This is a genomic window from Streptomyces sp. P9-2, assembly GCF_051903975.1.
GTDB lineage: Bacteria > Actinomycetota > Actinomycetes > Streptomycetales > Streptomycetaceae > Streptomyces > Streptomyces cellulosae.
Genome location: NZ_CP192634.1, coordinates 305,573 through 329,227 on the forward strand (window position 1 = coordinate 305,573; position 23,655 = coordinate 329,227).

Sequence of the window (23,655 nt, forward strand, 5' to 3'; positions counted from 1 at the left end):
GTGGTGAACGGCAGGGCCGGTGGGGAGGGGCGGGCGGCGTCGCGGTAGATCGTGTGGGTGACGGGGCCCGATCCGGCCACCGACCGCCGGGTGATCACCGTCGCGACGGCCACCAGCACGGCGATCGCCGTCAGCTCCGCCTACCGGCTGCTGGCCGAGCGCGCCCCGCACACCACCCTGCGGGTGCGGACCTCCACCGTGCCGAGCGAGGCGACCTTCGTGGAGCAGGGCGTCGAGAACAGCTCGAGTCCGAACTCGAGCAGCGTACGACGGGTCATCTGCTTCCGCGCCCCGCGAAGGTTCGCCATACGCGGATGCTGACGCGGTCAGGCACGGCGGACGCATGCGCCGCACAAGGTCCGGCCGGGGCGTAAAGCGTGGCCGTACGACGCCGTCGTCGCAGGTCGGCGCCCGGACGGTCCCGGGCACAGAGGTGTGGCCGGGACCCGCGCCCCCGGCCACACCGTGTGTCTCACCGCGGCGGCGTCAACTCAGCGGTTCGACCCGGATGTTGCGGTACCGCACCGCGTTGCCGTGGTCCTGGAGCCGGATCGCCGCGGCCGCCGGTCCCTCCGGCGCGCCGCCGCCCGTGGGGCTGTCCACCGCCACGTCGTCGTGGACCTTCTTGCCGTTCCACACCACCGTGATCCGCGCGTCGGACGTCTTGTCGCCCTCGGCGTCGTAGCGGGCGGCGCGGAAGACGATGTCGTACGACTGCCAGGTCTCCGGCGGACGGGCGGCGTTCACGTCGGGCGCCTTCTTCTGGTAGATCGCGCCCGCCTCGTCCGTGGCGAGGGTGGTGTCGCCGTACGAGTCCAGGATCTGCACCTCGTAGCGGTCCTGGAGGTAGACGCCGCTGTTGGCGCGGTCCTGGCCGGTGACGTCCGGGGGCAGCTTCGGCAGCCGGTACTCGACGTGCAGCCGGAAGTCGTCGTAGCTGTCCTTGGTGCGGATGTCACCGCAGCAGACCTCCGCGGCCCCGCCGTCCACGGGCCACTGCACGGGGCGTCCGTCGGTGTGCTGCCAGCGGTCGAGGTTCCGGCCGTCGAACAGGGTGACCGGGGCGCCGTGCCGGTCGACGGTGAGGAGGTCCAGGTTGACGTGCCCGGTGTCGCCCTCGTCGACCCGGTAGGCGACGGTGTTGTGCCCGGCGCGCAGCCGTACCGTCTCCCGCTGTGTGGACCAGGTGTCCCAGTCGCCGGTGCTGCGCAGCTCGGTCTGCCTGACCTTGCGTCCGTCGACGTACAGGGAGACGGACTTGGTGCCCTGGAAGGGGTTCGGGCCGTTGGAGTAGCGCAGGCCCAGGTCGTACGAGCCGGCCCGGTCCACGGTGACGTCGAACGTGGTGGTGGCGCCCGGAGTGCCGTACCGGTCGACGAAGCCGCTGCCGGAGTAGCCGCGGTGGTCGGTGTTGATGCCGGCCGCCCCGGTGAGGGTGGCCTCCTCCGCCTCGTACACCGGGCCGGGTGAAGGCTCGGCGCCCGGGAGCGCGTTGAGGGTGTACCAGGCCTCGGTGCTCCACAGGGTCTCGCCCGAGCCGGAGCTGAACGGGCGCGGGGAGCGCAGGTGCACCACGCGGCCGGGCTTGAGGCCGTCGACCGTCAGGGTGACCTTCCTGCGGTCGGCGGACAGGGTCGCGGAAGTCACCTCGAGGGTCTCCTCGGCGATCTTGGGGCCGCCGTAGTCGCGGGTCGGGGTGTAGCGCCACTGCTCGGCCTCGTAGTGGCTCACCAGGTCCTCGGCCGTCTCCTGCGACAGGGGCTGGGTGTACTCCAGCTCGAAGCCGCCCTTGCGCACCCGCATGGCCTGGATGTCGAAGGTGTTGCCGCCGTTCGGCGTCAGCTTCTGCAGGCCGAACCGGAGCTTGCCCTCCTGGCCCCAGTTGCCGTCGGCGCCCAGACCACCCACGTAGATCGCGCCGTCGGGGCCCATGCTGATGCGGTTCACGCCCGCTTCGAGACCCTGGGTGAAGCGGAACACCGCGCCCTGGTACTGGCCCTTGACCTTCTCCAGGTAGGCGCGCTGGAGCCCGCCGTAGGTGACGTCGCCGAACAGCATCTGCCCCTTGAAGCGTCCCTCGGTCAGGTACAGGGGTGTGCTGGGCGAGTTTGCGATCTCGTTCTGCGGCAGCCACAGCACCGGCTGGGTCACCGGCTGCTTGTCGAAGGGTCCTGCCGGGTTGGTGTAGTGGTTGAAGAAGCGGTCCTGCTTGATCTGCACCAGCTTGGACGCGGGCAGCCAGCCGCCCTGGTTGTCGGTGACGAACATGCCGCCACCGGGCCCCCGGCCGATGCCGTTGGGCGTGCGCAGCCCGCCGGCCAGGTAACTGACCTTCCCCGTCTTCTTGTTCACCTTGACGGTGACGCCGCGGCCGGGCGCGGGCTGCGGGTCGGTGGTGGCGCCGCCGTAGTCGATGGCGACGGACAGGTTGAGGTAGAAGTACCCCTTGTCGTAGAGGAGTCCGAAGGCGAACTCGTGGAAGTTCCCGCCGTACGGCCAGGTGGCGACGGTGCGGGACCGGTCGAGGGAGCCGTCGCCGTCGCTGTCGCGCAGCTCGGTCAGCTCGTGCTTCTGCGAGACGTAGACGACGCCGTCGACGACCTTCAGGCCCATGGGCTCCTTCAGCCCGCCCGCGATCTTCGTCGCGGTGACCTTGTCGGGGCCGGTGGCGCCGGTGACGTGGTCAAGGGCGTAGATCTCGCCGGCCGTGTTGTCGGTGCCGCCCCAGGTGCTCACGAGCAGCCGGCCGTCGGGCAGCCAGTCCATGCCGGTGACCTGCGGTTCGAAGCCCTCGGGGCGCAGGTCGGTGAGGGTGTGGTCGGGGCGTACGGCGTTCAGTGGCAGGCCGTCGCCGGGCGAGTCGGTGATGCCCTCGCACTCCTTGCGGCCCGGCGCGGTCACCCGCACCACGCCGGCGTCGGTGCTCAACGCCTCGTTCGGCACGGTCGTGAAGGCGTCGGCGCCGGGCGGCCGCCAGGCCAGGGTGAGCTGCTGGCCGCCGCCGCGCTCGAAGTGGTCGATGCGCAACGCGTGCGGGCCCTCGGTGAGTTCGACGGTGCCGTCCTTGGGCTCGGCGCCGTGCAGCCGGTCGTGGTCGATCACCACCTGGTCGTCGATCAGCAGCCGTGAGCCGTCGTCGCTGGTCAGCCGGAAGGTGTACGCGCCGGCGGCCGGGACGTGGACGTTGCCGGTGACCTGGCTGACGAAGTTGTCGGCGAATCCGCCGAAGTCGTCGGTCGAGCTGAAGTCGACGACCGGGGCCAGCCGGTCGACGTTCGGGGTCTGGCCCGGCTTGAGGGTGCAGATCTTCTCGAGCGGGACCTGCACGTCGAACACGCGGAGCGTGACACCCGGTTCCTGGGGCGGTACGTCCTGTGCCGCGGTGCCCGGGCGGGCCGACGCCAGGGGCGACCCCCATACGCCGCCGGCCAGGAAGGCGCCGACGAGCAGGCCGGTGAGTGATCTTCGGACATGCCGGTACAGCCGTGCGTCCATGCTGCTGCCTCCTGCTGGGTCGACCGGAGGGCCGGACAACTCCGGTGCGGAATACACGTGTTCACGAGTACGCCAACGGTTGCGCCGACACGCTAGGAGACTTCCGCTCAACTCGTCCATACTTTGTACTCGACGAGTTCAAAGTTCGTCGCACGGACAACGAAGGCACGGACAACGAAGAGGCGGGCCCCGGGAGTTGCCGGGACCCGCCTCGGTGCCTGGGAGGCCGGAAGGTCAGGGCTTGCGGGCCAGTCCCCCGTGCTCGGCGATGACCTGCGGCTCCGGCGCGTCCTCGTCCGGACGCCACTGCTGCACGGACACGACACCCGGCTCGACCAGTTCGAGCCCGTCGAAGAAGGAGGTGATCTCCTCCACCGTCCGCAGGTTGTACGGCACCGCGCCGCTGGAGTTGTACGCGTCCTGCGCGCGCTCGAAGACCGGGTCGACGCCGCGTGAGCCGTCGTTGACCGACAGGAAGCTGCCGGACGGCAGGGCCCCATCAGCCGGTCGACCACCGAGCGCGCCTCCTCGTGGTCGGCGATGTGGCCGAGGATGTTGCTCAGGATCAGCGCGGTGGGACGTGAGAGGTCCAGGGTGCGGCTCGCGGCCTCCAGGATGCGCTCGGGCTCCAGGACGTTCGCGTCGACGTACGCCGTCGCGCCCTCGGGCGTGGAGTAGAGCAGCGCGCGGGCGTGGGCCAGGACCATCGGGTCGTTGTCGACGTAGACGATCCGGGACTCGGCGGCGATCCGCTGCGCGACCTGGTGGGTGTTGTCGGCCGTGGGGAGGCCCGTGCCGATGTCGAGGAACTGGCGGATGCCCTGCTCGCCCGCCAGGTAGGTGATGTTGCGGCGCAGGAAGGCGCGGCTGCTGCGGGCGATGGTGACGATGCCGGGGAAGACGGCGGTGTAGGCGTCGCCGGCCTCCTCGTCGACGGGGTAGTTGTCCTTCCCTCCCAGCCAGTAGTTCCAGATGCGGGCCGAGTGCGGCACCGAGGTGTCGATCTTCTGCTGTGCGGATCCTGGCGCCGTGGCAGGGTCGGTCATGAGTGCCGTCCGTGGTGTTCCGAGAGCTGTTGTCGCCGCTCAATCTACGGTCGCACAGCTCCTGTGCGCAGGCTTGTTCGAGAGCTCGCCGGACGCTCGTACGGGGTCGCCGTCGACGAGGGACGACGACCCCGTACGGGCTGCATGTGCCAGGCGGGCTTGACCCGCCCGTCGGCCTCGGTCAGGCGAGTTCGACCAGGAGGTCGCCGCCCTCCACCTGCTGGATGCGGTTGATCGCCAGCCGGGCCACCGTGCCGGACTTCGGGGCCGTGATGGCCGCCTCCATCTTCATCGCCTCGATGGTGGCCACCGTGGCGCCGGCCTCCACCTGGTCCCCCTCGGCGACCGCGAGGGTCACCACGCCGGCGAAGGGCGCGGCCACATGGTTCGGGTCGGCGCGGTCGGCCTTCTCGGTGGCCGGCACGTCGGATGCGGCGGCGCGGTCGCGGACCTGGATCGGCCGCAGCTGGCCGTTCAGGGTGGCCATCACCGTGCGCATGCCGCGCTCGTCCGCCTCGCCGATCGCCTGCAGCTCGATCAGCAGCCGCACGCCCGGGTCGAGGTCGACGCCGTACTCCTTGCCCGGGCGCAGCCCGTAGAAGAAGTCCTTGCTGTCCAGGACGCTGGTGTCGCCGAACGACTGGCGGTGCGTCTCGAACTCGCGGGTCGGGGCGGGGAACAGCAGCCGGTTGAGGGTCGGGCGCCGGTCCTTGGCCAGGCCCTCCCGGTCCTCGTCGGACAGCTCCGGCGCCGGCTTGGGCTCCGTGCGGCCGCGCAGCGCCTTCGTACGGAAGGGCTCCGGCCAGCCGCCGGGCGGGGTGCCGAGCTCGCCGCGGAGGAAGCCGACGACCGAGTCGGGGATGTCGAAGCGGTCCGGGTTCTCCTCGAACTCGCGCGGGTCCACACCCGCGCCGACCAGGTGCAGGGCGAGGTCGCCGACCACCTTGGACGACGGGGTGACCTTGACCAGCCGGCCCAGCATCCGGTCGGCGGCCGCGTACATCGCCTCGATGTCCTCGAAGCGGTCGCCGAGGCCCAGCGCGATCGCCTGCGTGCGCAGGTTGGACAGCTGGCCACCGGGGATCTCGTGGTGGTAGACGCGCCCGGTCGGGGAGGCGAGGCCCGCCTCGAAGGGGGCGTAGACCTTGCGGACGCTCTCCCAGTACGGCTCCAGGTCGCCGACGGCCTGGAGGTCGAGGCCCGTGGGCCGCTCGGAGTGGTCGGTGGCGGCGACCAGCGCCGACAGCGAGGGCTGCGAGGTGGTGCCGGCCATGGAGGCCACCGCGCCGTCCACCGCGTCCGCGCCCGCCTGGATCGCGGCGAGGTAGGTGGCGAGCTGACCGCCCGCGGTGTCGTGGGTGTGCAGGTGCACCGGCAGGTCGAACTCGCGGCGCAGCGCCGACACCAGCTTCGCCGCCGCGGGCGCCCGCAGCAGGCCCGCCATGTCCTTCACGGCCAGGACGTGCGCGCCGGCGTCGACGATCTGCTCGGCGAGCCGCAGGTAGTAGTCCAGCGTGTAGAGCCGCTCGGACGGGTCGGACAGGTCGGAGGTGTAGCAGAGGGCGACCTCCGCCACGGACGTGCCGGTCGCGCGGACGGCGTCGATGGCGGGCCGCATCTGGGAGACGTCGTTGAGCGCGTCGAAGATGCGGAAGACGTCGACGCCGGTGGCGGCGGCCTCCTGAACGAACGCGTCGGTCACCTCCGTCGGGTACGGCGTGTAGCCGACGGTGTTGCGGCCGCGCAGCAGCATCTGGAGGCAGATGTTCGGCACGGCCTCGCGCAGCGCGGCGAGCCGCTCCCACGGGTCCTCGGCGAGGAAGCGCAGGGCGACGTCGTAGGTGGCGCCGCCCCAGCACTCCAGGGACAGCAGCTCGGGCAGTGTGTGGGCGACCACCGGGGCGACGGCGAGGAGGTCCTTGGTGCGGACGCGGGTGGCGAGCAGCGACTGGTGGGCGTCGCGGAAGGTGGTGTCGGTGACGCCGACGGTCGGCGACTCGCGCAGCCGGCGGGCGAAGCCCTCGGGGCCCAGCTCGGCGAGGCGCTGCCGGGACCCGGCCGGCGGCTCACCCGCGGGCGCCTGGGGCAGCTTGGTCAGCGGGTCGATCAGCTCGGGACGCTCGCCGTGCGGCTTGTTGACGGTGACGTCGGCGAGGTAGGTGAGCAGCTTGGTGCCGCGGTCGGCGGAGTGGCGGGCGGTGAGCAGCTGCGGGCGCTGCTCGATGAACGAGGTGGTGACCCGCCCGGCCTGGAAGTCGGGGTCGTCCAGCACGGCCTGCAGGAAGGGGATGTTGGTGGCCACGCCGCGAATGCGGAACTCGGCGACCGCGCGCCGGGCGCGGCCCACCGCCGTCGCGAAGTCACGGCCCCGGCAGGTCAGTTTGACCAGCATGGAGTCGAAGTGGGCGCTGATCTCCGTGCCGGCGTGGGTGGTTCCGCCGTCGAGGCGGATGCCGGAGCCGCCGGGCGAGCGGTAGGCGCTGATCCGGCCGGTGTCCGGGCGGAAGCCGTTGGCCGGGTCCTCGGTGGTGATGCGGCACTGCAGGGCCGCGCCGCGCAGGGTGACCGACTCCTGGGACAGCCCGAGGTCGGCGAGCGTCTCGCCGGCGGCGATGCGCAGCTGCGACTGGACGAGGTCGACGTCGGTGACCTCCTCGGTGACCGTGTGCTCGACCTGGATGCGCGGGTTCATCTCGATGAAGACGTGGTGGCCTTCGCGGTCGAGGAGGAACTCCACGGTGCCGGCGTTGCGGTAGCCGATGTGCCGGGCGAACTTCACGGCGTCGGCGCAGATCCGGTCGCGCAGCTCCGGGTCGAGGTTGGGCGCGGGGGCGAGCTCGATCACCTTCTGGTGGCGGCGCTGCACGGAGCAGTCCCGCTCGTAGAGGTGGATGACGTTGCCCTCGCCGTCGGCGAGGATCTGCACCTCGATGTGGCGGGGCTCGACGACGGCCTTCTCCAGGAACACCGTGGGGTCGCCGAACGCGGACGCGGCCTCCCGGGACGCGGCCTCGACGGCCTCCCGCAACTGGGCGGGGTCCTCCACGCGGCGCATGCCCCGGCCGCCGCCGCCCGCGACCGCCTTCACGAACACGGGGAAGCCGATCTCGTCGGCGGCGCGCACGAGTTCGTCGACGTCGGTGGAGGGCGCGGAGGAACCGAGGACGGGAACTCCGGCCTCCCGGGCGGCGGCCACCGCGCGCGCCTTGTTGCCGGTCAGCTCCAGGATGCGGGCGTCGGGGCCGACGAAGGTGATGCCCGCGTCGGCGCAGGCCTTGGCCAGCTCGGGGTTCTCCGACAGGAATCCGTAGCCCGGGTAGACGGCGTCGGCGCCGGCCCGGCGCGCGGCGCGCACGATCTCCTCGACGGACAGATAGGCCCGGACCGGGTGTCCCGGCTCTCCGATCTCGTAGGCCTCGTCGGCCTTCAGCCGGTGCAACGAGTTGCGGTCCTCGTACGGGAAGACGGCAACGGTGCGCGCACCGAGTTCGTAGCCCGCGCGGAACGCCCGGATCGCGATCTCGCCGCGGTTGGCGACGAGCACCTTGCGGAACATGGTGGATCCCTTCAGCCTGCCGGTGACGATCACCATCGTGTCCGCGGCGGGGACGGTACGCCATGTGAGCCGGGCCACTCGTTCCGGCGGGGCCGTGGACACGGGCTGTCATACCGGGACGTACGGGGGGCCGCAAGGGGAACGTTTCCCCTGCGGCCCCCCGCGCCGGACGGCGCCCGCGTCCGTGATGTGGCCGCTACTCGGTGACCTTCAGCAGCTTGTTCGGCGTGCCGGTGCCCGGGTTGCTGATCGCGTCGGCGGTGGCGCCGTCGGTCAGCGCCTTGGCGACGGCGGCCGGGTCGGCGTCGGGGTGTGCCGCCAGGTAGACGGCGGCGGCGCCGGCCACGTGCGGGGAGGCCATCGAGGTGCCGGAGATGGTCTTGGTTCCGGTGTCGCTGTCGTTCCAGGCCGAGGTGATGTCGGAGCCGGGCGCGTAGAGGTCGACGGACTCGCCGAAGTTGGAGAAGTCCGACTGGGCGTCGTCCTCGGTGCTGGAGGCGACGGTGAGCGCCTCGGGCACGCGGGCGGGCGAGCCCTGGCCCGCGTCGGCGGACTCGTTGCCGGCGGCGACGGCGAAGGTGACGCCGGAGGCTATGGCCTTCTGCACGGCCGCGTCGAGCGCCGGGTCGGCGGCGCCGCCCAGGCTCATGTTGGCGACGGACGGGCCCTCGTGGTGCTCGGTGACCCAGTCGATGCCGGCGACGACCTGCTCGGTGGTGCCGGAGCCGTTGTCGTCGAGGACTCTCACGGCGACCACCTTGGCCTTCTTGGCGACGCCGTGGTCGGCGCCCGCGATGGTGGCGGCGACGTGCGTGCCGTGGCCGTTGCCGTCGTCGGCGCTGTCGTCGTTGTCGACGGCGTCGAAGCCGTGGCCGGCGCGGCCCTCGAAGTCCTCGTGCGTGATCCGCACGCCGGTGTCGATGACGTACGCGGTGACGCCCTCGCCCGCCTGGTCGGGGTAGGTGTACTTGCTGTCGCCCGCGGTGTCCTGCTGGTCGATGCGGTCCAGGCCCCAGGACGGCGGGTTGTCCTGGGTCGCGGTGGTCCGGTAGGTGCGGTTGGCGACGACGGCGCCGACGGACGGGTCGGCCGCGAGGCGCTTCGCCTCGGTCGCGCTGAGCCCGTCGGCGGAGAAGCCCTCCAGGGCCGCGCCGTAGGACCGGCTGAGCTTGCCGCCGTACTCCTGGGCCAGTTCCTTCTTGTCGGCGGACGTCGTCTCCTGCTCGAGGAGGACGATGTAGCTGCCCTTGACGGAGTTCGCGGCGCCGAGACCGTGGACCGTGCCCTCGGCGGGCTGCTGGGCCTGGGCGGACGAAGCCCCGAGCAGGGCTGCCGTGCTCGCGGCGGTCACCGCGCAGGCGGCGGCGGTGACTTTCAGTGCGGTGGTGCGCTTCCGGTGCGTCATGAAGAGGGGTCTCCTCGTCGGGTGGTGTGGGGGGTTGACCTCCGGCATGACGAGACGCGGAGGCTGACGAGAAGACTGACGACGTGTCGCGTTCAGATCAATGGTGGCCGGGAGCGGCGGACGCCGTGGCGCGGCCGATCTCCACAACGTCCGCCCAAGTCCGAGCCAACCGATCCGCGAAACCCGAGCTGAGCGCGGTGCTTGAACACGCCAACCAGCGCGTGCGCGAGATTCGTGACCGTTCCGTCACCCGATCCTCACGGGGCGCGCGTTTCATACCCGCTGGTAACGGAACGGTCGTTCGGGGCGGTCGGTCAGCGGAACAGGGCCGCGTGCCGCCTCGCCCAGTCGGCGAAGGCTCGCGGCTGACGGCCGAGGACGTCCTCGACGCCGAGGCCGGGGCGCAGTTCGTCCTCGGCGGGCTCCCCCAGGATGCCGAGCGTCGTGTCGACGACCTCCTCCGGCATGAACCGCAGCATCTGCTCCCGGGCCTCGGCGCGCGGCAGGTCCACGAACCGCACGGGCTCGCCGAGCGCCTCCCCGATGGCCGCCGCCTGCTCGCGCGGGGTGACGAGGGCCGGGCCGGTCAGCTCGATCACCCGGCCGCCCGGCGCTCCGTCGCGCAGGACGGCGGCGGCGACCTCGGCGATGTCCGCCGGGTCGATCAGCGGCAGCCCTGTGTCGCCGAACGGCGCGGCGACCGTCCGCGCGGACCGCACCGCGCCCGCCCACGCCAGGGAGTTGGAGTGGAACCCTCCCGGACGCAGGATCGTCCAGTGCGCGTCCGACTCCCGTACGGCGTCCTCCACGGCCCGCGCCACCACGCCGTGCGACGCCGAACCCGGCCGCGTCGCCACGCCCTGGGAGGACAGCAGCACGATGCGGGTGACGCCGGCTGCCTTCGCCGTGGCGACGATCTCCTGCGGGTCGATGAGATGCGCGGAGGCGCCCCCGTTCTGCAGGAACAGCGCGTCCGCGCCCTCGAACGCCTCGCGAAGACTGCCGGCGTCGGTCAGGTCGGCGCGCACCGGCCGTACGCCGTCCGGCACATGGTCCGCCGTGATCCCCCTCGACGTCGCCGTCACCGACGCGCCGTCCTCCACGAGGGAACGCACCAGCTCCCGGCCGACGTTCCCCGTTGCCCCGGTCACCACAAACATGAACAACTCCCCTGTTGTCTCGGTGTGGTGGGGACGCTAACAGCCTGAATATAGTAGGTACCTAGGAGATAGTTACTTCCCTGAAGGGGTGCGCATGGCCGGAACGAGGCGGGCGACGACCACGGCGAGCGGGCCCGAGTTCGCCTGCCCCGTGAGCCCGGTGGTCGACATCGTGTTCAGCCGCTGGACCACCCCGGTGCTGTGGGCGCTGCACACGTACGGGCGGCAGCGGTTCGTCGAGCTGGAACGGCGCATCGGCACCATCACGCCGAAGGTGCTGACCCAGCGGCTGCGGCAGCTGGAGCGGGACGGTCTGGTGGTGCGCACGTACCACCCCGAGGTGCCGCCCCGGGTGGAGTACGAGATCAGCGAGCTGGGCCTCAGCCTGGCGCCGCTCTTCGCGCACCTGACCGAGTGGGGCACGGCCCACCTGGGCCGGGTCGAGGAGGCACGGCGGGCGTACGACGCGGACCCGTCCCGTCCCCGTCCGTGAGGCGCCGGCGGGCGCCTGGGGCGCGCCTGGCGGGGCGTCAGGCCTGGCCGGTCTCGAAGCGGGTGATGCGGCCCTCGTCGTCGACGGTGAACGACCAGGTGGTGCGCATCTCGCCGTACATGTCGTTGCTGTAGCGGGCGACGAGGCGACGGCCGCCGTCGGACTCGTTCTCGACCTCCATGTGACCGTGGGAGGAGAAGATCTCCCGGTCGGTCCAGTCGGCGAGGTCCCGTTCGGTGCCGTCGTCCGCCATGGTGGCGCCGGGCGCCAGCAGGGCCATGAAGCCCTCACGGTCGTGGTTGTTCACGGCCGTGACGAAGGCGCGTACGGCGGGGTCGCTGAGGCGGGTGATCTGAATGGTCATGCCTGCCAGGGTCGTACCCGTGCGGGGGCCCCGCCACCCGCGTCACCCGTTCGGCGCCGGTGACGGGCCGGGCGCGCGGTGACGGTGCGACGGTGGTCGGACCGGACCACCGTGCACGGGGAGACGACGTGACCTGTTACGACCGGCGTGACCTGGGACTGCTGCTGCTCCGGCTGGGAACCGGCGGGGTGCTCGCGGCGCACGGCACGCAGAAGCTGTTCGGCTGGTTCGGCGGTGGCGGCATCGAGGGCACCGGCCAGTTCATGGAGTCCATCGGGTACGCGCCCGGCAAGGTCAGCGCCACGGCCGCCGGTGTCGCCGAGACCGGGGGCGGGCTGATGCTGGCGCTCGGCCTCGCCACACCGGCGGCGGGTGCGGCCGCCGCCGGGGCGATGGCGGGCGCGTCGGCGGTGCACGCGCCGAACGGGTTCTTCAACCAGGAGGGCGGGTTCGAGTACGCGGCCTCGCTGGGGCTGACGGCGGCGGGACTGGCCGTCGCCGGGCCCGGACGGCTCTCCCTCGACCATCTGCTCGGGCATGCCGTCGACCGGGGGTGGATGGTGCCGGCCGCCTTCGGCGTGACGGCGGCGGTGACCGCGATGGCGGTGGGGGCGCGGAGCCGGCGGTTGCGGAAGGCGCGCGAGGGGGAGCAGGGGGCGCTTTTCGAGTAGGGCGGGTGACGGTTGGGGGGGTGCGGGCTGCTCGGGGTTGATCGCGCAGTTCCCCGCGCTTCTGAGGGTGTTGCCCCTCAAGGGCGTTTCTACTCCGCGAGTTCCGGTTTGCCGAACAGCGTGGCGTAGCTGGACGGGAGTTGGCTCAGGATCTGGTTGAGTTCTCCGCCGCTGATCGCCATCGCCACCGTCGTGAGGACGGCGCTGGCGTCCCACTGGGCCGTGCGGGGGCGGGCGCCGGTGCGTTCGGCGACCCTGCGGTAGAACTCCTCGATGCCGAAGCTCTCGGCCTGCTGCGGCTTCGCCTCGCTCAGGGTCTTCCCCAGGGAGCCGGGGAGCTGGGACGCGAGGTCGTCGACCTCGCCGGGGCTGATCCGCTGGGCCAGCACCTGGAGGACCGCCTCGGTGACCTTCTCGGCCTCGTCCTGGCTGTCGTACTCACCCAGCTCACGTACGCGGGCGAGGAATTCGTGCTGCTGCATCCTTCGTCACCTCCGGGGGGACGTCACGATTCGTCGGTCACGGCGTTGATCGTGAGCTTGCCGTCGGCCGCGTCGACGCGGGCCCGGTCGCCGGGGCTCAGTGCGCCGGAGAGCAGGAGGTCGGCCAGACGGTCGTCGAGTTCGCGCTGGATGGTGCGGCGCAGCGGCCGGGCGCCGTACTCGGGCTGGTGGCCGATGTCCGCCAGCAGGTCGGCCGCGGCGTCGGTGATGTCCAGGGTGATGTCCTGGGCGTGGAGCCGGCGGCGGGTGTGCTCGAGCAGCAGGTCGACGATCTGCCGCAGTTCGGCGCGTTCCAGGCCGCGGAAGACGATGATCTCGTCGATGCGGTTGAGGAACTCCGGGCGGAAGTGCTGCTGCAGCACCGGCATGACCGACTCGCGCACCTTCGCGTAGTCGTCGACCCCGGCGCCGAGGATGCGGTCGGCGCCGATGTTCGACGTCATGATGACCACGGTGTTCTTGAAGTCGACGGTGCGGCCCTGCGCGTCGGTGAGCCGGCCGTCGTCCAGGATCTGCAGCAGCGCGTTGAAGACGTCCGGGTGCGCCTTCTCGATCTCGTCGAAGAGCAGCACCGTGTACGGCTGGCGGCGCACCTTCTCGGTGAGCTGGCCGGCCTCCTCGTAGCCGACGTACCCGGGCGGGGCACCGACCAGGCGGGAGACGGTGTGCTTCTCCTGGAACTCGCTCATGTCGAAGCGGACCATGCGGTCCTCGTCGCCGAAGAGCGCGGCGGCGAGCGCGCGGGCGAGTTCGGTCTTGCCGACGCCGGTGGGGCCGAGGAAGAGGAAGGAGCCCACCGGCCGGTTGGGGTCGCCCATGCCGGCCCGGGCCCGGCGCACCGCGCGGGCGACGGCGGTGACGGCCTCGTCCTGGCCGACGACCCGCTGGTGGAGGTGCTCCTCCAGCTGCATCAGCCGCTCGCGTTCCTCCTGCGTGAGCTGGGCGACCGGGATGCCGGTGGTGCGGGAGACGACCTCGGCGATGTCCTGCGGGGTGACCTTGGGCTCGGTGCTGTCCCGGGTCTGGTCGCGTGCGCTCGCCAGCTCCTGCTCGGTCTCCTTGATGGTGTCGCGGAGGTTCTTGGCGCGGTCGTAGTCCTCCTCGGCGACCGCCTGGTCCTTCTCCCGTCGCAGCGCGGCGAGCTTGTCCTCCACTTCCTGGGTGTCGGCCGGGGTGCTCTTCGCCCGCAGCCGGACGCGGGCGGCGGCCTGGTCGATCAGGTCGATCGCCTTGTCGGGGAGGAACCGGGAGGTGATGTAGCGGTCGGACAGCTCGGCGGCGGCGACGAGGGACTCGTCGAGGATGCGGACCTGGTGGTGGGCCTCGTAGCGGTCGCGCAGACCGCGCAGGATCTCCACCGTGTCGTCCACGGTCGGCTCGCCGACCAGGATCGGGGCGAAGCGCCGTTCGAGGGCGGCGTCCTTCTCGATGTGCTTGCGGTACTCGTCGACCGTGGTGGCGCCGATGAGGTGCAGTTCGCCGCGGGCGAGCGCGGGCTTGAGCATGTTCCCGGCGTCCATGGCGCCCTCGCCGCCCCCGCCGGCGCCCACGACGGTGTGCAGCTCGTCCAGGAACAGCACGAGCTCGTCGCCGTGCTCGCCGACCTCGTCCAGCAGCTTCTTCAGCCGTTCCTCGAACTCGCCGCGGTACTTCGTTCCCGCGACCATGCCCGCCAGGTCCAGCGAGACCAGCCGCTTGCCTTCCAGCGTGGCGGGCACGTCCCCGGCGGTGATGCGCTGGGCGATGCCCTCGACGATGGCGGTCTTGCCGACGCCGGGGTCCCCGATGAGGACGGGGTTGTTCTTGCTGCGCCGGGAGAGGACCTCGATGGTCTGCTCGACCTCCTCGTCCCGGCCGATCACCGGGTCGAGCTTGCCGGCCCGGGCCTGCTCGGTCAGGTCCCGGCCGAACTCGTCCAGCGTCGGGGTGCTGCTCGGCCTGCGCTGCTGCTCGCCCGACGCGTTCGGCGCGTGGATGTCCGCCGCCCGGCCGCCGGCCGCCTCGTACAGGGCGCGTCCCGCCGACGACTCCGGGTTGTCGGCGAGGGCCTGCACGATGTGCTCGGGGCCGATGTAGGAGGTGCCCAGCCGCCGCGAGAGCTGGTAGGCGTCCAGCAGCGCCCGCTTCGCGGACGGGGACAGCTCCTCCGGACCCGCCTGGGCCGAGTCGGCGGCCAGTGCGGGGCCGGTGCCGAGGCGCTCACGGAGCCGGTCCACGTCGACGCCGGCCTCGGTGAGCATGCGGAGGGTGGTGTCCACGTCGAGGGCGGCGGCCAGCAGGTGCCGTGAGTCCAGTTCCTCGGCCTTCTCCGCGGCGGCGATGCCACGGGCCCTGACGACGAGCTCACGGGCCCGTTCGGAAAGGAGGCTGCCGACGTCCACCTGGCGTGGCCGCCGGGTGGAGACCGGGCTCTGCCCGAAGAAACGGGCGAAAAGGTCGTCGAAGCCCTCGAAGGGGGAAGGGCCGAAGCCGAAGCCGGAGGTCATGTGGTCCACCTCTTTCGCTGCTCACGCTGCGGTGTTGTGGCACAGGTCACCCGTGTACCCATGTGGGTGGGAGGCTCACGGGGCTACGGCATCGCATTCCGCATGCGGGTGGTGTGTGGATGCTCGCGCAGTTCCCCGCGCCCCTGGGGGTCGGACGGCCGGTGTTCTCATGGAACCGCGGCATGGGGCCGCCGGCAAGTGCGGGCAGTTCGTGGCTGCTCGCGCAGTTCCCCGCGCCCCTAAGGGTCGGACGGCCGGTGTTCTGCTGGAACCGCGGCATGGGGCCGCCGGCAAGTGCGGGCAGTTCGTGGCTGGTCACGCAGTTCCCCGCGCCCCTTTCGGGCGCGTTCCTCGGGCGGCGAGGGCGTCAGGTGCGGGTGTTCTCCAGGAAGTGGAGGACCGCTGCCACGCGGCGGTCCGTGCGGTCGGTGGGCGGCAGGTCGAGCTTGGCGAAGATGTTGCGGATGTGCTTGTGCACCGCTCCGTCGCTGACGACGAGGCGTTCCGCGATGGCCGCGTTGCCGAGGCCCTCCGCCATCAGCGCGAGCACGTCCCGCTCGCGGGGGCTCAGCCGCTCCAGGCAGGTGTCGGGCCGGGAGCGGGTCAGCAGCTGGGCGACGACCTCCGGGTCGATAGCCGTGCCGCCGTCCGCCACGCGGTGCAGCGCCTCCAGGAACTCCTCGACCCGCCCCACCCGCTCCTTCAGCAGATAGCCGAGCCGCGCGCTGCCCTGCGCGAGCAGGTCGGTGGCGAAGGCCTGCTCGACGTACGCGGACAGCACGAGCACCGCGAGGCCCGGCAGGCGCCGCCGCGCCTCCACGGCGGCGGTGATGCCCTCGTCGGTGTGCGTGGGCGGCATCCGTACGTCGACGATGGCGACGTCCGGGCGTTCCGCGTCCACGGCGTCGAGGAACGCGGCGGGGCCCTCCGCCGTCGCCACCACGTCCAGGGACTCGGCGCGCAGCAGCAGCGCCAGCCCCTCGCGCAACAGGGCGTCGTCCTCGGCGATCACGATCCGCATGGCAGGGTCACCTTCAGGGTGGTGGGGCCGCCGGGAGGGCTGGCCAGTTCCAGTGTTCCGTCGTGGGCCTCGACGCGGCGGCGGATACCGGTGAGCCCGGTGCCGCCGTGCTCACCGGCGCCGCCGTGGCCGTCGTCGCGGACCTCCACGTGCAGCAGCCCGCCGGCCACGCGGACGGCGACCCGCGCCTCGCCCGCGCCGCTGTGCCTGGCGATGTTGGTGAGGGCCTCGGCGACCGCGAAGTACGCCGTCGCCTCGACCGCCGCCGGGCAGCGCGTGGGCATGTCGGCGTCGACGCGGCACGGCACCGGGCAGCCGGCCGCGAGCGCGGTGAGGGCGTCGGGGAGGCTGCGGTCGGCGAAGACCGGCGGGAGGATGCTGCGGACGACCGCCCGCAGTTCGGTGAGCGCCTGTTCGGCGGCGTCCTGGGCTCGGTCCAGTACGGCCGCGGCCTCCTCCGGGTCGCGGGCGAGGGCGCGCCGGGCGGCGCCGAGCAGGACGGTGACGGCGACGATGCGGTTCTGCGTGCCGTCGTGCAACGCCCGCTCGACGCGTCGGAGTTCGGTGACGTGGGCGTCCAGGGCTGCGGCACGGGTGGCGGTCAGCTCGGCGACCCTCAGGACCAGGTCGGTGCCCGGGTCGGGGCTGAGCAGCCGGCGTCCGGGCCAGGCCTGGAGCCGGGCGAGGGCGGGCGCGCAAAACACGATGACGCCGACCAGGGCCACACCGACCGCGCTGACGCCGAGGGCGCCGGGCCAGTCCCGGACGGTCCACCAGCCCACGGCGGACGCGGCCTCGCTCTCCGGCAGGAACGTCCAGTACAGCGGGAAGGTGACGTCGTGCGCCGCGCTGAGCGGCAGGGTCGCCCCGACGAGCCCGAGGAACAGGCCGAGGAGCGCGTGGGTGACCACCCAGCGGACCTCACGGCGGGCGGCCCGGTCACCGAGCATGGCCCGCAGCCCGTGGGGCGCGGGGGCCGGGCCGACGATCTCGGGGCCCCAGCGGGAGAGCCGGCCCCGCTCCCGGTCGGCGACGGCACGCACCGCGTGCAGGGCGGACGGCAGCAGCCAGAGGCCGACTCCGAGGAGGCAGGCCGCCGCGGTGAGGGCGAGCCAGAGCGTGACGAGGAGAGCAAGGAGGGCGGTGCCCAGTCCTCCGAGCAGATGCTCGAGCGCGTCCAACGCGGCCCGGGCGCGGACGGCCGACGCCCGCCGCCACCCCGGTCGTCCGTCCGACGGACGGTCGTGCGTCACCACCATCCGCACCTCCCAGGCACGGAGGATAGAACGCGGGGTCGGCAGCCTGCTTGGCCGCCCTCTGCACGGGGGTTCGGGGGTGGGGGTGGGGACGAGGGTGCGGGCACGGGAGCGGGTGCGGGCGGGCATGCCCGGACCCCCACGCCCGCCGGCGCCACCAACCGCCCTCACTCCCGCACGCCCATCCCCTCGACCCCCGCCGTCCTCAGCACACGGCCCACCGGAACCAGCGTCGCCAGCAGCGCCAGCGCCGCCGTTCCGCCCAGGAGGACCACCCAGCCCACCGCCGGGACATGGGGCACCGCCGCTCCCGTCACCGCTCGGACGATCGTCGTCAGGGTGACCCCGGCGATCGCCGCGCCGAGCAGCAGCGCCACGCCCAGCAGTCCCGCCTGTTCGGCGTGGACCATCCGCTTCACCTGACCCCGGGTGACCCCGACCAGGCGGAGCAGGGACAGCTCCCGGGTGCGGGACAGTGCCGCCATGACGAGGGTGTTGGCGGCGGCCAGGATCGCGTAGCCGACCAGGACGGTGACCAGCGTCTTGTTGAGCCAGCCGCTCACCGCCACGTCCTCCGCGAGTTCGCCGGTCAGGCGGGCCGTGTCCACCATCTGGCCGCCCGGGCAGCGGCGGGCCAGTTCGGTGAGGGCACCCTCCGCATCCGCGTCCGGAGCCGTGCGGACCAGCACCCGGTCGTCCAGGCCGGTGACGGTGTGGCCGTCGAGCGTGCTCCGGTGCACCGTGACGTCGCCGAAGCCCCAGCCGCGCTCGTACAGGGCGACGACGCGCAGGGTGACGGGGGTGCCGTCGCCGAGCCACAGCCGGGCCTTGCCCCCCACCTTCCAGCCGGCCGCGTCGGCGCGGGCCGTGGAGACGGCGACGGCGCCCTCACGGAGGTCGTCGAGGCTGCCGGAGCGGATCCGCAGGTCCAGGGTGCGGTCGGCGCCCAGCGGGTCGATGCCCTGTGCGGGGACGGTCTGCGGTTCGAGCCGGTCGGGCACGACGACGGAGGTGCGGCGCACGCCGGTCGCGGCGACCACGCCGGGGATGCGGCGCGCCTCGGCCGCGGCGGAGGCGGGCAGTCCGGCGCCGGAGGTGAGCGCGTACTGGGCGAGGACGCCCTCGCGGCTCTGCACGACCGTCTGCCGCTCCAGGTTGTCCTGGAGGAACCACACCGTGCCGCCGAGCCCCACGGACAGCACCAGCGCGGTGAGCACGGCGACCATCCCGCGGGCGTTGGCACGCAGGTTGGCGGCGGCGAGGTAGCCGCTGTCGCCCCATACCGCGCGCAGCACGGGCCCGAGCAGTCGGGCCGCCGTCTGGTTGATCCAGGGGGCCAGCAGGGCGACGCCCAGGACGAACAGGTAGAGCATCCCCATGGCGGCGCCCAGCGCCGTCTGTCCGTCGGTGGCGCCGGTCAGCGCCGTCAGCGACAGTGCACCGGCCGCGCAGGACACGCCGCAGATCAGGCGTACCCGGCCCCCCGTGGTGGGTTCGACCGCCGTCTCGCCGAGCGCCTCGGTGGGCCGGATGCGGGTGACCCGCAGCGCGGCGATCCAGGTGGACAGCAGCGCGACGACGGCGACGGTCACGACGACGGCCGCCGCGGACAGGGCGCCGCCCCGGACGGCGAAGTCGTCGGGGAGGAAGCCACGGGAGACCAGCGCGTCGCGGGTCTGGTGGCCTGCGAGCAGTCCGGCGGGGACGCCCACGGCTCCCGCCAGCAGGGCGAGCAGCCCGGCCTCGGCGAGCAGCATCGACCGCACCTGGCCGGGAGTGGCGGCGACGGCCCGCAGCAGGGCGAGGTGGCGCCGCCGGTGGCGTACGGACAGACCGACGGTGCCGGCGACGACGAAGCCGACGACGGCCGCCGCGTACCCGGCGAAGGCGGCCCCGGCGCCGAGGGCGAGGGAGCGGGCGGCGGCGCTGTCGGGCTCGGCGGCGAGTCCGCGGTCCTCGCCGGTGTACGCGGTGGCGCCGGCGGCCTCCGCGATGCGCCGCACCGAGGCGAGGACGGCGTCCCGGCCGGCGTCCGGCGCGGTGAGCACGCCGACGGCGTCGTAGCGGCCGGGGCGCGGGTCGAGGGCGGCGGCGTGCGCGTCGGTGAAGAACAGCGCCGCCCGCCCGCCCACCGTGCCGTTCGCGGCGACGACCCCGCTCACCTCGTACGTGCGGCTCACCCCTCCGGTGACCACCTCGGTGGTGGCTCCGGGTGCGAGGCCCGTGCCGTCCGCCAGCCGGGCGTCGACGGCGATCTCCCCGTCCGTGCGCGGCGGCCGTCCGGACTGCAGCCGGTGCGGGGCGAGAGCGGTGCTCGACCAGCCGTGGCCGGTGGTGGGCAGTTCGGGGGCCGCGGTCGTCACGACGACGAGCCTCCGGTCGCCCACCGCACGCGCGACGCCGGGCACGTCGGCCAGTTCACCGGCCACCTTCTCGGGGACGCCGCCCCGCTCGGGCAGGAGGACGGTGGTGCGCTCGGTCTCGCCGAGCACCGTCGGCCCGTCCACGGTGAGGTCGCGGTCGGCGACCACGGCGACGGCCGCGCCGTAGCGGTGCGGGTCGCCCTGGTGCCGCCACCCGGACTCGACGAGGAGCGCGCAGGTCATGAGGACGGCGACGCCCGCGGCGAGGGCGACGAAGGTGGCGAGGAAGCCGCCCTTGCGGTGGCGCAGCGTCCGCGCTGCCAGCCGGAGCACGCGTCAGCCCTCCCGGGTCGCGACGGGCCGGCGGTGGCCCGGCAGGGCGAGCTGTTCGGCGATCCGCTCGGCGCCGGAGCGTTCCATGTCCCGGACGATCCGCCCGTCGGCGAGGATCAGGACGCGGTCGGCGTAGGACGCGGCGACCGGGTCGTGGGTGACCATGACGACGGTCTGGCCGTACGCGTCGACCGCGGACCGCAGCAGGTCCAGGACGGCCGCCGCGGAGCGGGTGTCGAGGGCGCCGGTGGGTTCGTCGCAGAAGATCACCTCGGGGCGGGTGACCAGCGCGCGGGCGATGGCGACGCGCTGCTGCTGGCCGCCGGAGAGCTGGGCGGGCCGGTGCCGCAGCCGGTCCCCGAGACCGACCCGCCCGACGACCTCGTCGACCCAGGCGGGGTCGGGGCGCACACCCGCGAGCCGGGACGGCAGCAGGATGTTCTGCTCCACGTCCAGGGCGCCGACCAGGTTGAACGCCTGGAAGACGAAGCCGACGCGGGCGCGCCGGAGTTCGGTGAGTCTCCTCTCGGACAGGGACGACAGGTCGGTGGCGCCGATCCGTACCCGCCCCGAGTCCGGCCGGTCCAGTCCGGCCGCGCAGTGCAGCAGGGTGGACTTGCCGGACCCGGAGGGTCCCATCACGGCGGTCGCCGTGCCGCGCGGGAACACGGCGCTCACGTCGTCGAGCGCCACGACGGGCCGGCCGCCGCCGTACGTCCTGCGTACGCGCTCGAGGGCGACGGCGATGCCGTCCGGGATCAGGGGCATGGTCGGAAGGCCTTCCGGGTGCGGTTCCTCGGGACCTCCCCGACGTTAGGGCTGCCGCGAGCCGCCGCCCATGCAGCGGACTGCCCACTTCAGGTGGTGCAGGCGCCACCGTCCGGAGACCGCCCGTGATCGAGTGGTGGGCGTTCGGAGGCGCGCGTACGGTCGAACGGTGGACTCCCGGAAGGGCGACCCGATATGACCAGCAGTCCGCGACCGGCCTCCACGCAGGAGGCGGCACGGGACGGCCGCGGCGGCGGCAACGCGATGGCCCTGTTCGTCATCGCCTCGTGCCAGCTGATGGTGGTGCTGGACATCACCATCGTGAACATCGCGCTGCCGCACATCCAGCGCTCCCTCGACTTCTCGACGGCCAGCCTGTCGTGGGTTGTCAACGCCTACACCCTCACCTTCGGCGGGCTGTTGCTGCTGGGCGGCCGGGCCGGTGACATCCTCGGCAGGCGGCGGGTGTTCATCTTCGGCGTGCTGCTGTTCGTGCTGGCGTCCCTGCTCGGCGGGCTCGCGCAGAACGCGGGTCAACTGCTGGCGGCGCGTGCGCTGCAGGGCGTGGGCGGCGCGATCGCCTCGCCGACGTCGCTGGCGCTGATCAGCACGACCTTCCGCGAGGGACCCGAACGCAACCGCGCCTTCGGGGTGTTCGCGGCGGTGTCGGCGGGCGGCGGCGCCATCGGGCTGCTGGCCGGCGGCATCCTCGTCGAGTGGCTGAACTGGCGGTGGGTGCTGTTCGTCAACGTGCCCATCGGCCTCCTCATCGCCCTCGCGACCCCGCGTTACATCAAGGAGTCCGAACGCCATCCGGGCCGCTTCGACGTCGTCGGTGCGCTGACCTCCACGGCCGGCATGGTGCTGTTGGTCTACGGGTTCATCCGGGCCGCGCAGGACGGCTGGCGGGATCCCCTGACGCTGGCGTCGTTCGCGGCCGCGGTGGTCGTGCTGGTGGCGTTCGTGCTGCTGGAACGGCGGTCGCCGCAGCCGATCACACCGCTGCACATGTTCGCGGACCGCAACAGAGCGGGCACGTACGGGATCATGCTGTGCCTGGCCGCGGCGATGTTCGGCATGTTCTTCTTCCTGACCCTGTTCGTGCAGAACGTGCTGGGCTTCAGTCCCCTCCGGGCGGGCCTCGCCTTCCTGCCGGTGAGCGCGGTCATCGCGATCAGCGCGGGACTGGCCTCGCGGTTCCTGCCGGTGTACGGCCCCAAACCGTTCATGGTGGCGGGCGGTCTGTTCGCGGCGGCGGGTCTGGCGTGGCTGACGCTGACCGACGTGCACTCCACGTACGCGGGCAGCGTGCTCGGTCCGATGCTGGTGTTCAGCTTCGGCATGGGCATGGAGTTCGTGTCGCTGACCCTGATGGCGCTGTCCCACGTGCCGGTGCAGGAGACGGGCGCGGCCTCCGGTCTGCTCAACGCCACGCAGCAGGTGGGCGGCTCGCTGGGCCTGTCGATCCTGGTGACCATGTACGGCACGGCCAGCAGGAACGAGGCGGAGGATCTCGTGCCGCGCTTCCTGCAGCAGGCGACCCCCGCCGAGCGGATGGAGTTCCAGCGCACGGGGGAACTGCCCGGGCTGTGGGGCGCCCAAGTCCTCACCTCCGGCGTGTCCGCCGCGTTCGTCACGGCCGCGGTCTTTGCCGGGCTCGCCGCCCTGGTCGCGGTGGTGGCGATCCAGGTCCGTCCGTCGGACCTGGAACGTCTCCAGGGCGGCGGGCCGGGCGTCCCGCCGGGGTGAGGACGCCGGTTCAGCGATCGGTTCAGAGGTTCAGCGGTCCTTGCGGGGCAGCCGCAGGTCCGCGACGACCGGCCGGTGGTCCGACGCGTCGGTGGCGTGCGTACGGGCGCCGGTCACGGTGATCCCCTCCGAGACGGTGATCAGGTCGATGCGCTTCTGAGGCGCGACCGCCGGATAGGTGAGGCCGGCGTCGGGCGCCGCGTCGCGCAGGGTGTGCCACAGGGGTGCCGACTCCGGTGCGGACGGCTCGGCGTTGAAGTCGCCGACCAGGATCTTCGGCCCGCGGTCGTCCGCGAGGATGTCGAGCATGTCGTCGACCTGGGCGGCGCGGATCGACGGGTCGGCGCGGTAGTCCAGGTGTGTGGAGTAGATGTGGGTGCGTACGCCCTTCACGCGGATCTCGATCTCCGCGAAGCCGGGCGCGGGGGCGGGCACCGGGTCAGGGGTCTGGGTGGACAGGCGGGTGATCTCGTGGTTCTCGGCGTGCAGCACGGGATGACGGCTGAGCACGGCCACGCCGTACCGCCGTCGTTCCCCGCCCTCGGTGGCCGGGTCGAGGTCGTAGATCGGCGCGAAGAAGACCCGCATACGGAGCTTCTCGGCGAGCGCGCGGGCCTCGTCCGTGAAGGCGCTGCGCTCGCCCCAGTGGACGTCGACCTCCTGGAGTCCGATGACGTCGGCGCGCAGGTCGCGCAGGGCGGCGGCGGTACGGTCGAGGTCGAAGACCTGGTCCTCCCCCGCCCCCGCGTGGATGTTGTACGTCGCCACGCGGAGTGGCACGGCGGGGGCGCGGGAGCCGGACGGGGCGGCGTCCTCCGCGGCCGTGGCCGGGGCCGCGGTGAGCGACAGGACGGCGGCGAGGAGCAGGGCGGCGACACGGGCGGTGCGGGCGGGACGTCTGGGTCCTTGCGGCATGCCTTCTCCTGTCTGCGGATGCGGTGTTGACGCACGGTCAGTGCGCCGACACCGCATGGAAGCACAGGCGG

At 72.8% G+C, this 23,655-nt stretch carries 16 protein-coding genes and 1 pseudogene; 4 read left to right on the plus strand and 13 right to left on the minus strand.

The window, feature by feature from the left end; all coding sequences use genetic code 11:
• The first annotated feature begins 57 nt into the window (after positions 1-57).
• Positions 58-321, plus strand: a complete 264-nt coding sequence (locus ACQY0Z_RS34040) for a hypothetical protein (RefSeq protein WP_347224514.1) — start codon at positions 58-60, stop codon at positions 319-321.
• 165 nt (positions 322-486) lie between these two features.
• On the opposite strand, the gene ACQY0Z_RS34045 is transcribed toward ACQY0Z_RS34040, so the two are convergent.
• The 5 genes and pseudogenes from ACQY0Z_RS34045 to ACQY0Z_RS34065 form a co-directional block, all read right to left on the minus strand.
• Positions 487-3,495 carry a family 16 glycoside hydrolase gene (locus ACQY0Z_RS34045; RefSeq protein ID WP_439813494.1) on the minus strand — a complete coding sequence of 1,003 codons (3,009 nt, stop codon included), beginning with the start codon at positions 3,493-3,495 and terminating at the stop codon, positions 487-489.
• 234 nt (positions 3,496-3,729) lie between these two features.
• Positions 3,730-4,541, minus strand: a pseudogene (locus ACQY0Z_RS34050) (SAM-dependent methyltransferase).
• Positions 4,542-4,722: 181 nt separating this feature from the next.
• Positions 4,723-8,097, minus strand: coding sequence for a pyruvate carboxylase (locus tag ACQY0Z_RS34055; RefSeq protein WP_439813551.1), 3,375 nt, complete (start codon positions 8,095-8,097; stop codon positions 4,723-4,725).
• A 196-nt stretch (positions 8,098-8,293) separates the two neighbouring features.
• Positions 8,294-9,502, minus strand: a complete 1,209-nt coding sequence (locus ACQY0Z_RS34060; RefSeq protein ID WP_254587964.1) for a S8 family peptidase — start codon at positions 9,500-9,502, stop codon at positions 8,294-8,296.
• Positions 9,503-9,816: 314 nt separating this feature from the next.
• On the minus strand, positions 9,817-10,662 hold the full coding sequence (locus ACQY0Z_RS34065) for an SDR family oxidoreductase (protein WP_189899989.1): 846 nt from the start codon (positions 10,660-10,662) through the stop codon (positions 9,817-9,819).
• A 94-nt stretch (positions 10,663-10,756) separates the two neighbouring features.
• On the opposite strand from ACQY0Z_RS34065, the gene ACQY0Z_RS34070 reads away from it, so the two are divergent.
• A complete protein-coding gene (locus ACQY0Z_RS34070; RefSeq protein WP_189899987.1) occupies positions 10,757-11,155 on the plus strand; it encodes a winged helix-turn-helix transcriptional regulator in 399 nt (132 codons plus the stop codon).
• Between the two features lie 37 nt (positions 11,156-11,192).
• On the opposite strand, the gene ACQY0Z_RS34075 is transcribed toward ACQY0Z_RS34070, so the two are convergent.
• Positions 11,193-11,519, minus strand: a complete 327-nt coding sequence (locus ACQY0Z_RS34075; protein WP_189899985.1) for a nuclear transport factor 2 family protein — start codon at positions 11,517-11,519, stop codon at positions 11,193-11,195.
• Positions 11,520-11,647: 128 nt separating this feature from the next.
• Between ACQY0Z_RS34075 and ACQY0Z_RS34080 the strand changes: the two genes are divergently transcribed.
• Positions 11,648-12,190, plus strand: coding sequence for a DoxX family protein (locus tag ACQY0Z_RS34080; RefSeq protein WP_254587967.1), 543 nt, complete (start codon positions 11,648-11,650; stop codon positions 12,188-12,190).
• A gap of 89 nt (positions 12,191-12,279) precedes the next feature.
• Here the strand turns inward: ACQY0Z_RS34080 and ACQY0Z_RS34085 are convergent, their stop codons facing one another.
• The 6 genes from ACQY0Z_RS34085 to ACQY0Z_RS34110 all read right to left on the minus strand — a co-directional run bounded on the left by ACQY0Z_RS34085 (position 12,280) and on the right by ACQY0Z_RS34110 (position 20,920).
• Positions 12,280-12,672 (minus strand): DUF2267 domain-containing protein, encoded by a 393-nt coding sequence (locus ACQY0Z_RS34085; RefSeq protein WP_019525714.1) that lies wholly within the window; start codon positions 12,670-12,672, stop codon positions 12,280-12,282.
• Positions 12,673-12,695: 23 nt separating this feature from the next.
• Positions 12,696-15,179 carry an ATP-dependent Clp protease ATP-binding subunit gene (locus ACQY0Z_RS34090; RefSeq protein ID WP_028958836.1) on the minus strand — a complete coding sequence of 828 codons (2,484 nt, stop codon included), beginning with the start codon at positions 15,177-15,179 and terminating at the stop codon, positions 12,696-12,698.
• 367 nt (positions 15,180-15,546) lie between these two features.
• Entirely contained in the window at positions 15,547-16,200 is a 654-nt protein-coding gene (locus ACQY0Z_RS34095) for a response regulator transcription factor (protein ID WP_367450478.1), read from the minus strand.
• Positions 16,188-17,459 carry a sensor histidine kinase gene (locus ACQY0Z_RS34100; RefSeq protein ID WP_439813495.1) on the minus strand — a complete coding sequence of 424 codons (1,272 nt, stop codon included), beginning with the start codon at positions 17,457-17,459 and terminating at the stop codon, positions 16,188-16,190. The genes ACQY0Z_RS34095 and ACQY0Z_RS34100 overlap by 13 nt, the downstream gene beginning before the upstream one ends.
• 164 nt (positions 17,460-17,623) lie before the next feature.
• Positions 17,624-20,152, minus strand: coding sequence for an FtsX-like permease family protein (locus tag ACQY0Z_RS34105; protein ID WP_439813496.1), 2,529 nt, complete (start codon positions 20,150-20,152; stop codon positions 17,624-17,626).
• 3 nt (positions 20,153-20,155) lie between these two features.
• Positions 20,156-20,920 carry an ABC transporter ATP-binding protein gene (locus ACQY0Z_RS34110; RefSeq protein WP_347224506.1) on the minus strand — a complete coding sequence of 255 codons (765 nt, stop codon included), beginning with the start codon at positions 20,918-20,920 and terminating at the stop codon, positions 20,156-20,158.
• A 195-nt stretch (positions 20,921-21,115) separates the two neighbouring features.
• Here ACQY0Z_RS34110 and ACQY0Z_RS34115 point away from each other — a divergent pair, with 195 nt between their 5' ends.
• Positions 21,116-22,669 carry an MFS transporter gene (locus tag ACQY0Z_RS34115; RefSeq protein ID WP_439813497.1) on the plus strand — a complete coding sequence of 518 codons (1,554 nt, stop codon included), beginning with the start codon at positions 21,116-21,118 and terminating at the stop codon, positions 22,667-22,669.
• Between the two features lie 30 nt (positions 22,670-22,699).
• Here ACQY0Z_RS34115 and ACQY0Z_RS34120 read toward each other — a convergent pair whose 3' ends face one another.
• On the minus strand, positions 22,700-23,584 hold the full coding sequence (locus ACQY0Z_RS34120; protein ID WP_189899969.1) for an endonuclease/exonuclease/phosphatase family protein: 885 nt from the start codon (positions 23,582-23,584) through the stop codon (positions 22,700-22,702).
• Positions 23,585-23,655: the final 71 nt, after the last annotated feature.

Coding starts and splice junctions, on each gene's coding strand:
- ACQY0Z_RS34060 (WP_254587964.1), bottom strand. CDS start 9,502: ATGACGCACCGGAAGCGCACCACCGCACTGAAAGTCACCGCCGCCGCC.
- ACQY0Z_RS34095 (WP_367450478.1), bottom strand. CDS start 16,200: ATGCGGATCGTGATCGCCGAGGACGACGCCCTGTTGCGCGAGGGGCTG.
- ACQY0Z_RS34100 (WP_439813495.1), bottom strand. CDS start 17,459: ATGGTGGTGACGCACGACCGTCCGTCGGACGGACGACCGGGGTGGCGG.
- ACQY0Z_RS34055 (WP_439813551.1), bottom strand. CDS start 8,097: ATGTTCCGCAAGGTGCTCGTCGCCAACCGCGGCGAGATCGCGATCCGG.
- ACQY0Z_RS34120 (WP_189899969.1), bottom strand. CDS start 23,584: ATGCCGCAAGGACCCAGACGTCCCGCCCGCACCGCCCGTGTCGCCGCC.
- ACQY0Z_RS34110 (WP_347224506.1), bottom strand. CDS start 20,920: ATGCCCCTGATCCCGGACGGCATCGCCGTCGCCCTCGAGCGCGTACGC.
- ACQY0Z_RS34070 (WP_189899987.1), top strand. CDS start 10,757: ATGGCCGGAACGAGGCGGGCGACGACCACGGCGAGCGGGCCCGAGTTC.
- ACQY0Z_RS34065 (WP_189899989.1), bottom strand. CDS start 10,662: ATGTTTGTGGTGACCGGGGCAACGGGGAACGTCGGCCGGGAGCTGGTG.
- ACQY0Z_RS34090 (WP_028958836.1), bottom strand. CDS start 15,179: ATGACCTCCGGCTTCGGCTTCGGCCCTTCCCCCTTCGAGGGCTTCGAC.
- ACQY0Z_RS34045 (WP_439813494.1), bottom strand. CDS start 3,495: ATGGACGCACGGCTGTACCGGCATGTCCGAAGATCACTCACCGGCCTG.
- ACQY0Z_RS34085 (WP_019525714.1), bottom strand. CDS start 12,672: ATGCAGCAGCACGAATTCCTCGCCCGCGTACGTGAGCTGGGTGAGTAC.
- ACQY0Z_RS34075 (WP_189899985.1), bottom strand. CDS start 11,519: ATGACCATTCAGATCACCCGCCTCAGCGACCCCGCCGTACGCGCCTTC.
- ACQY0Z_RS34115 (WP_439813497.1), top strand. CDS start 21,116: ATGACCAGCAGTCCGCGACCGGCCTCCACGCAGGAGGCGGCACGGGAC.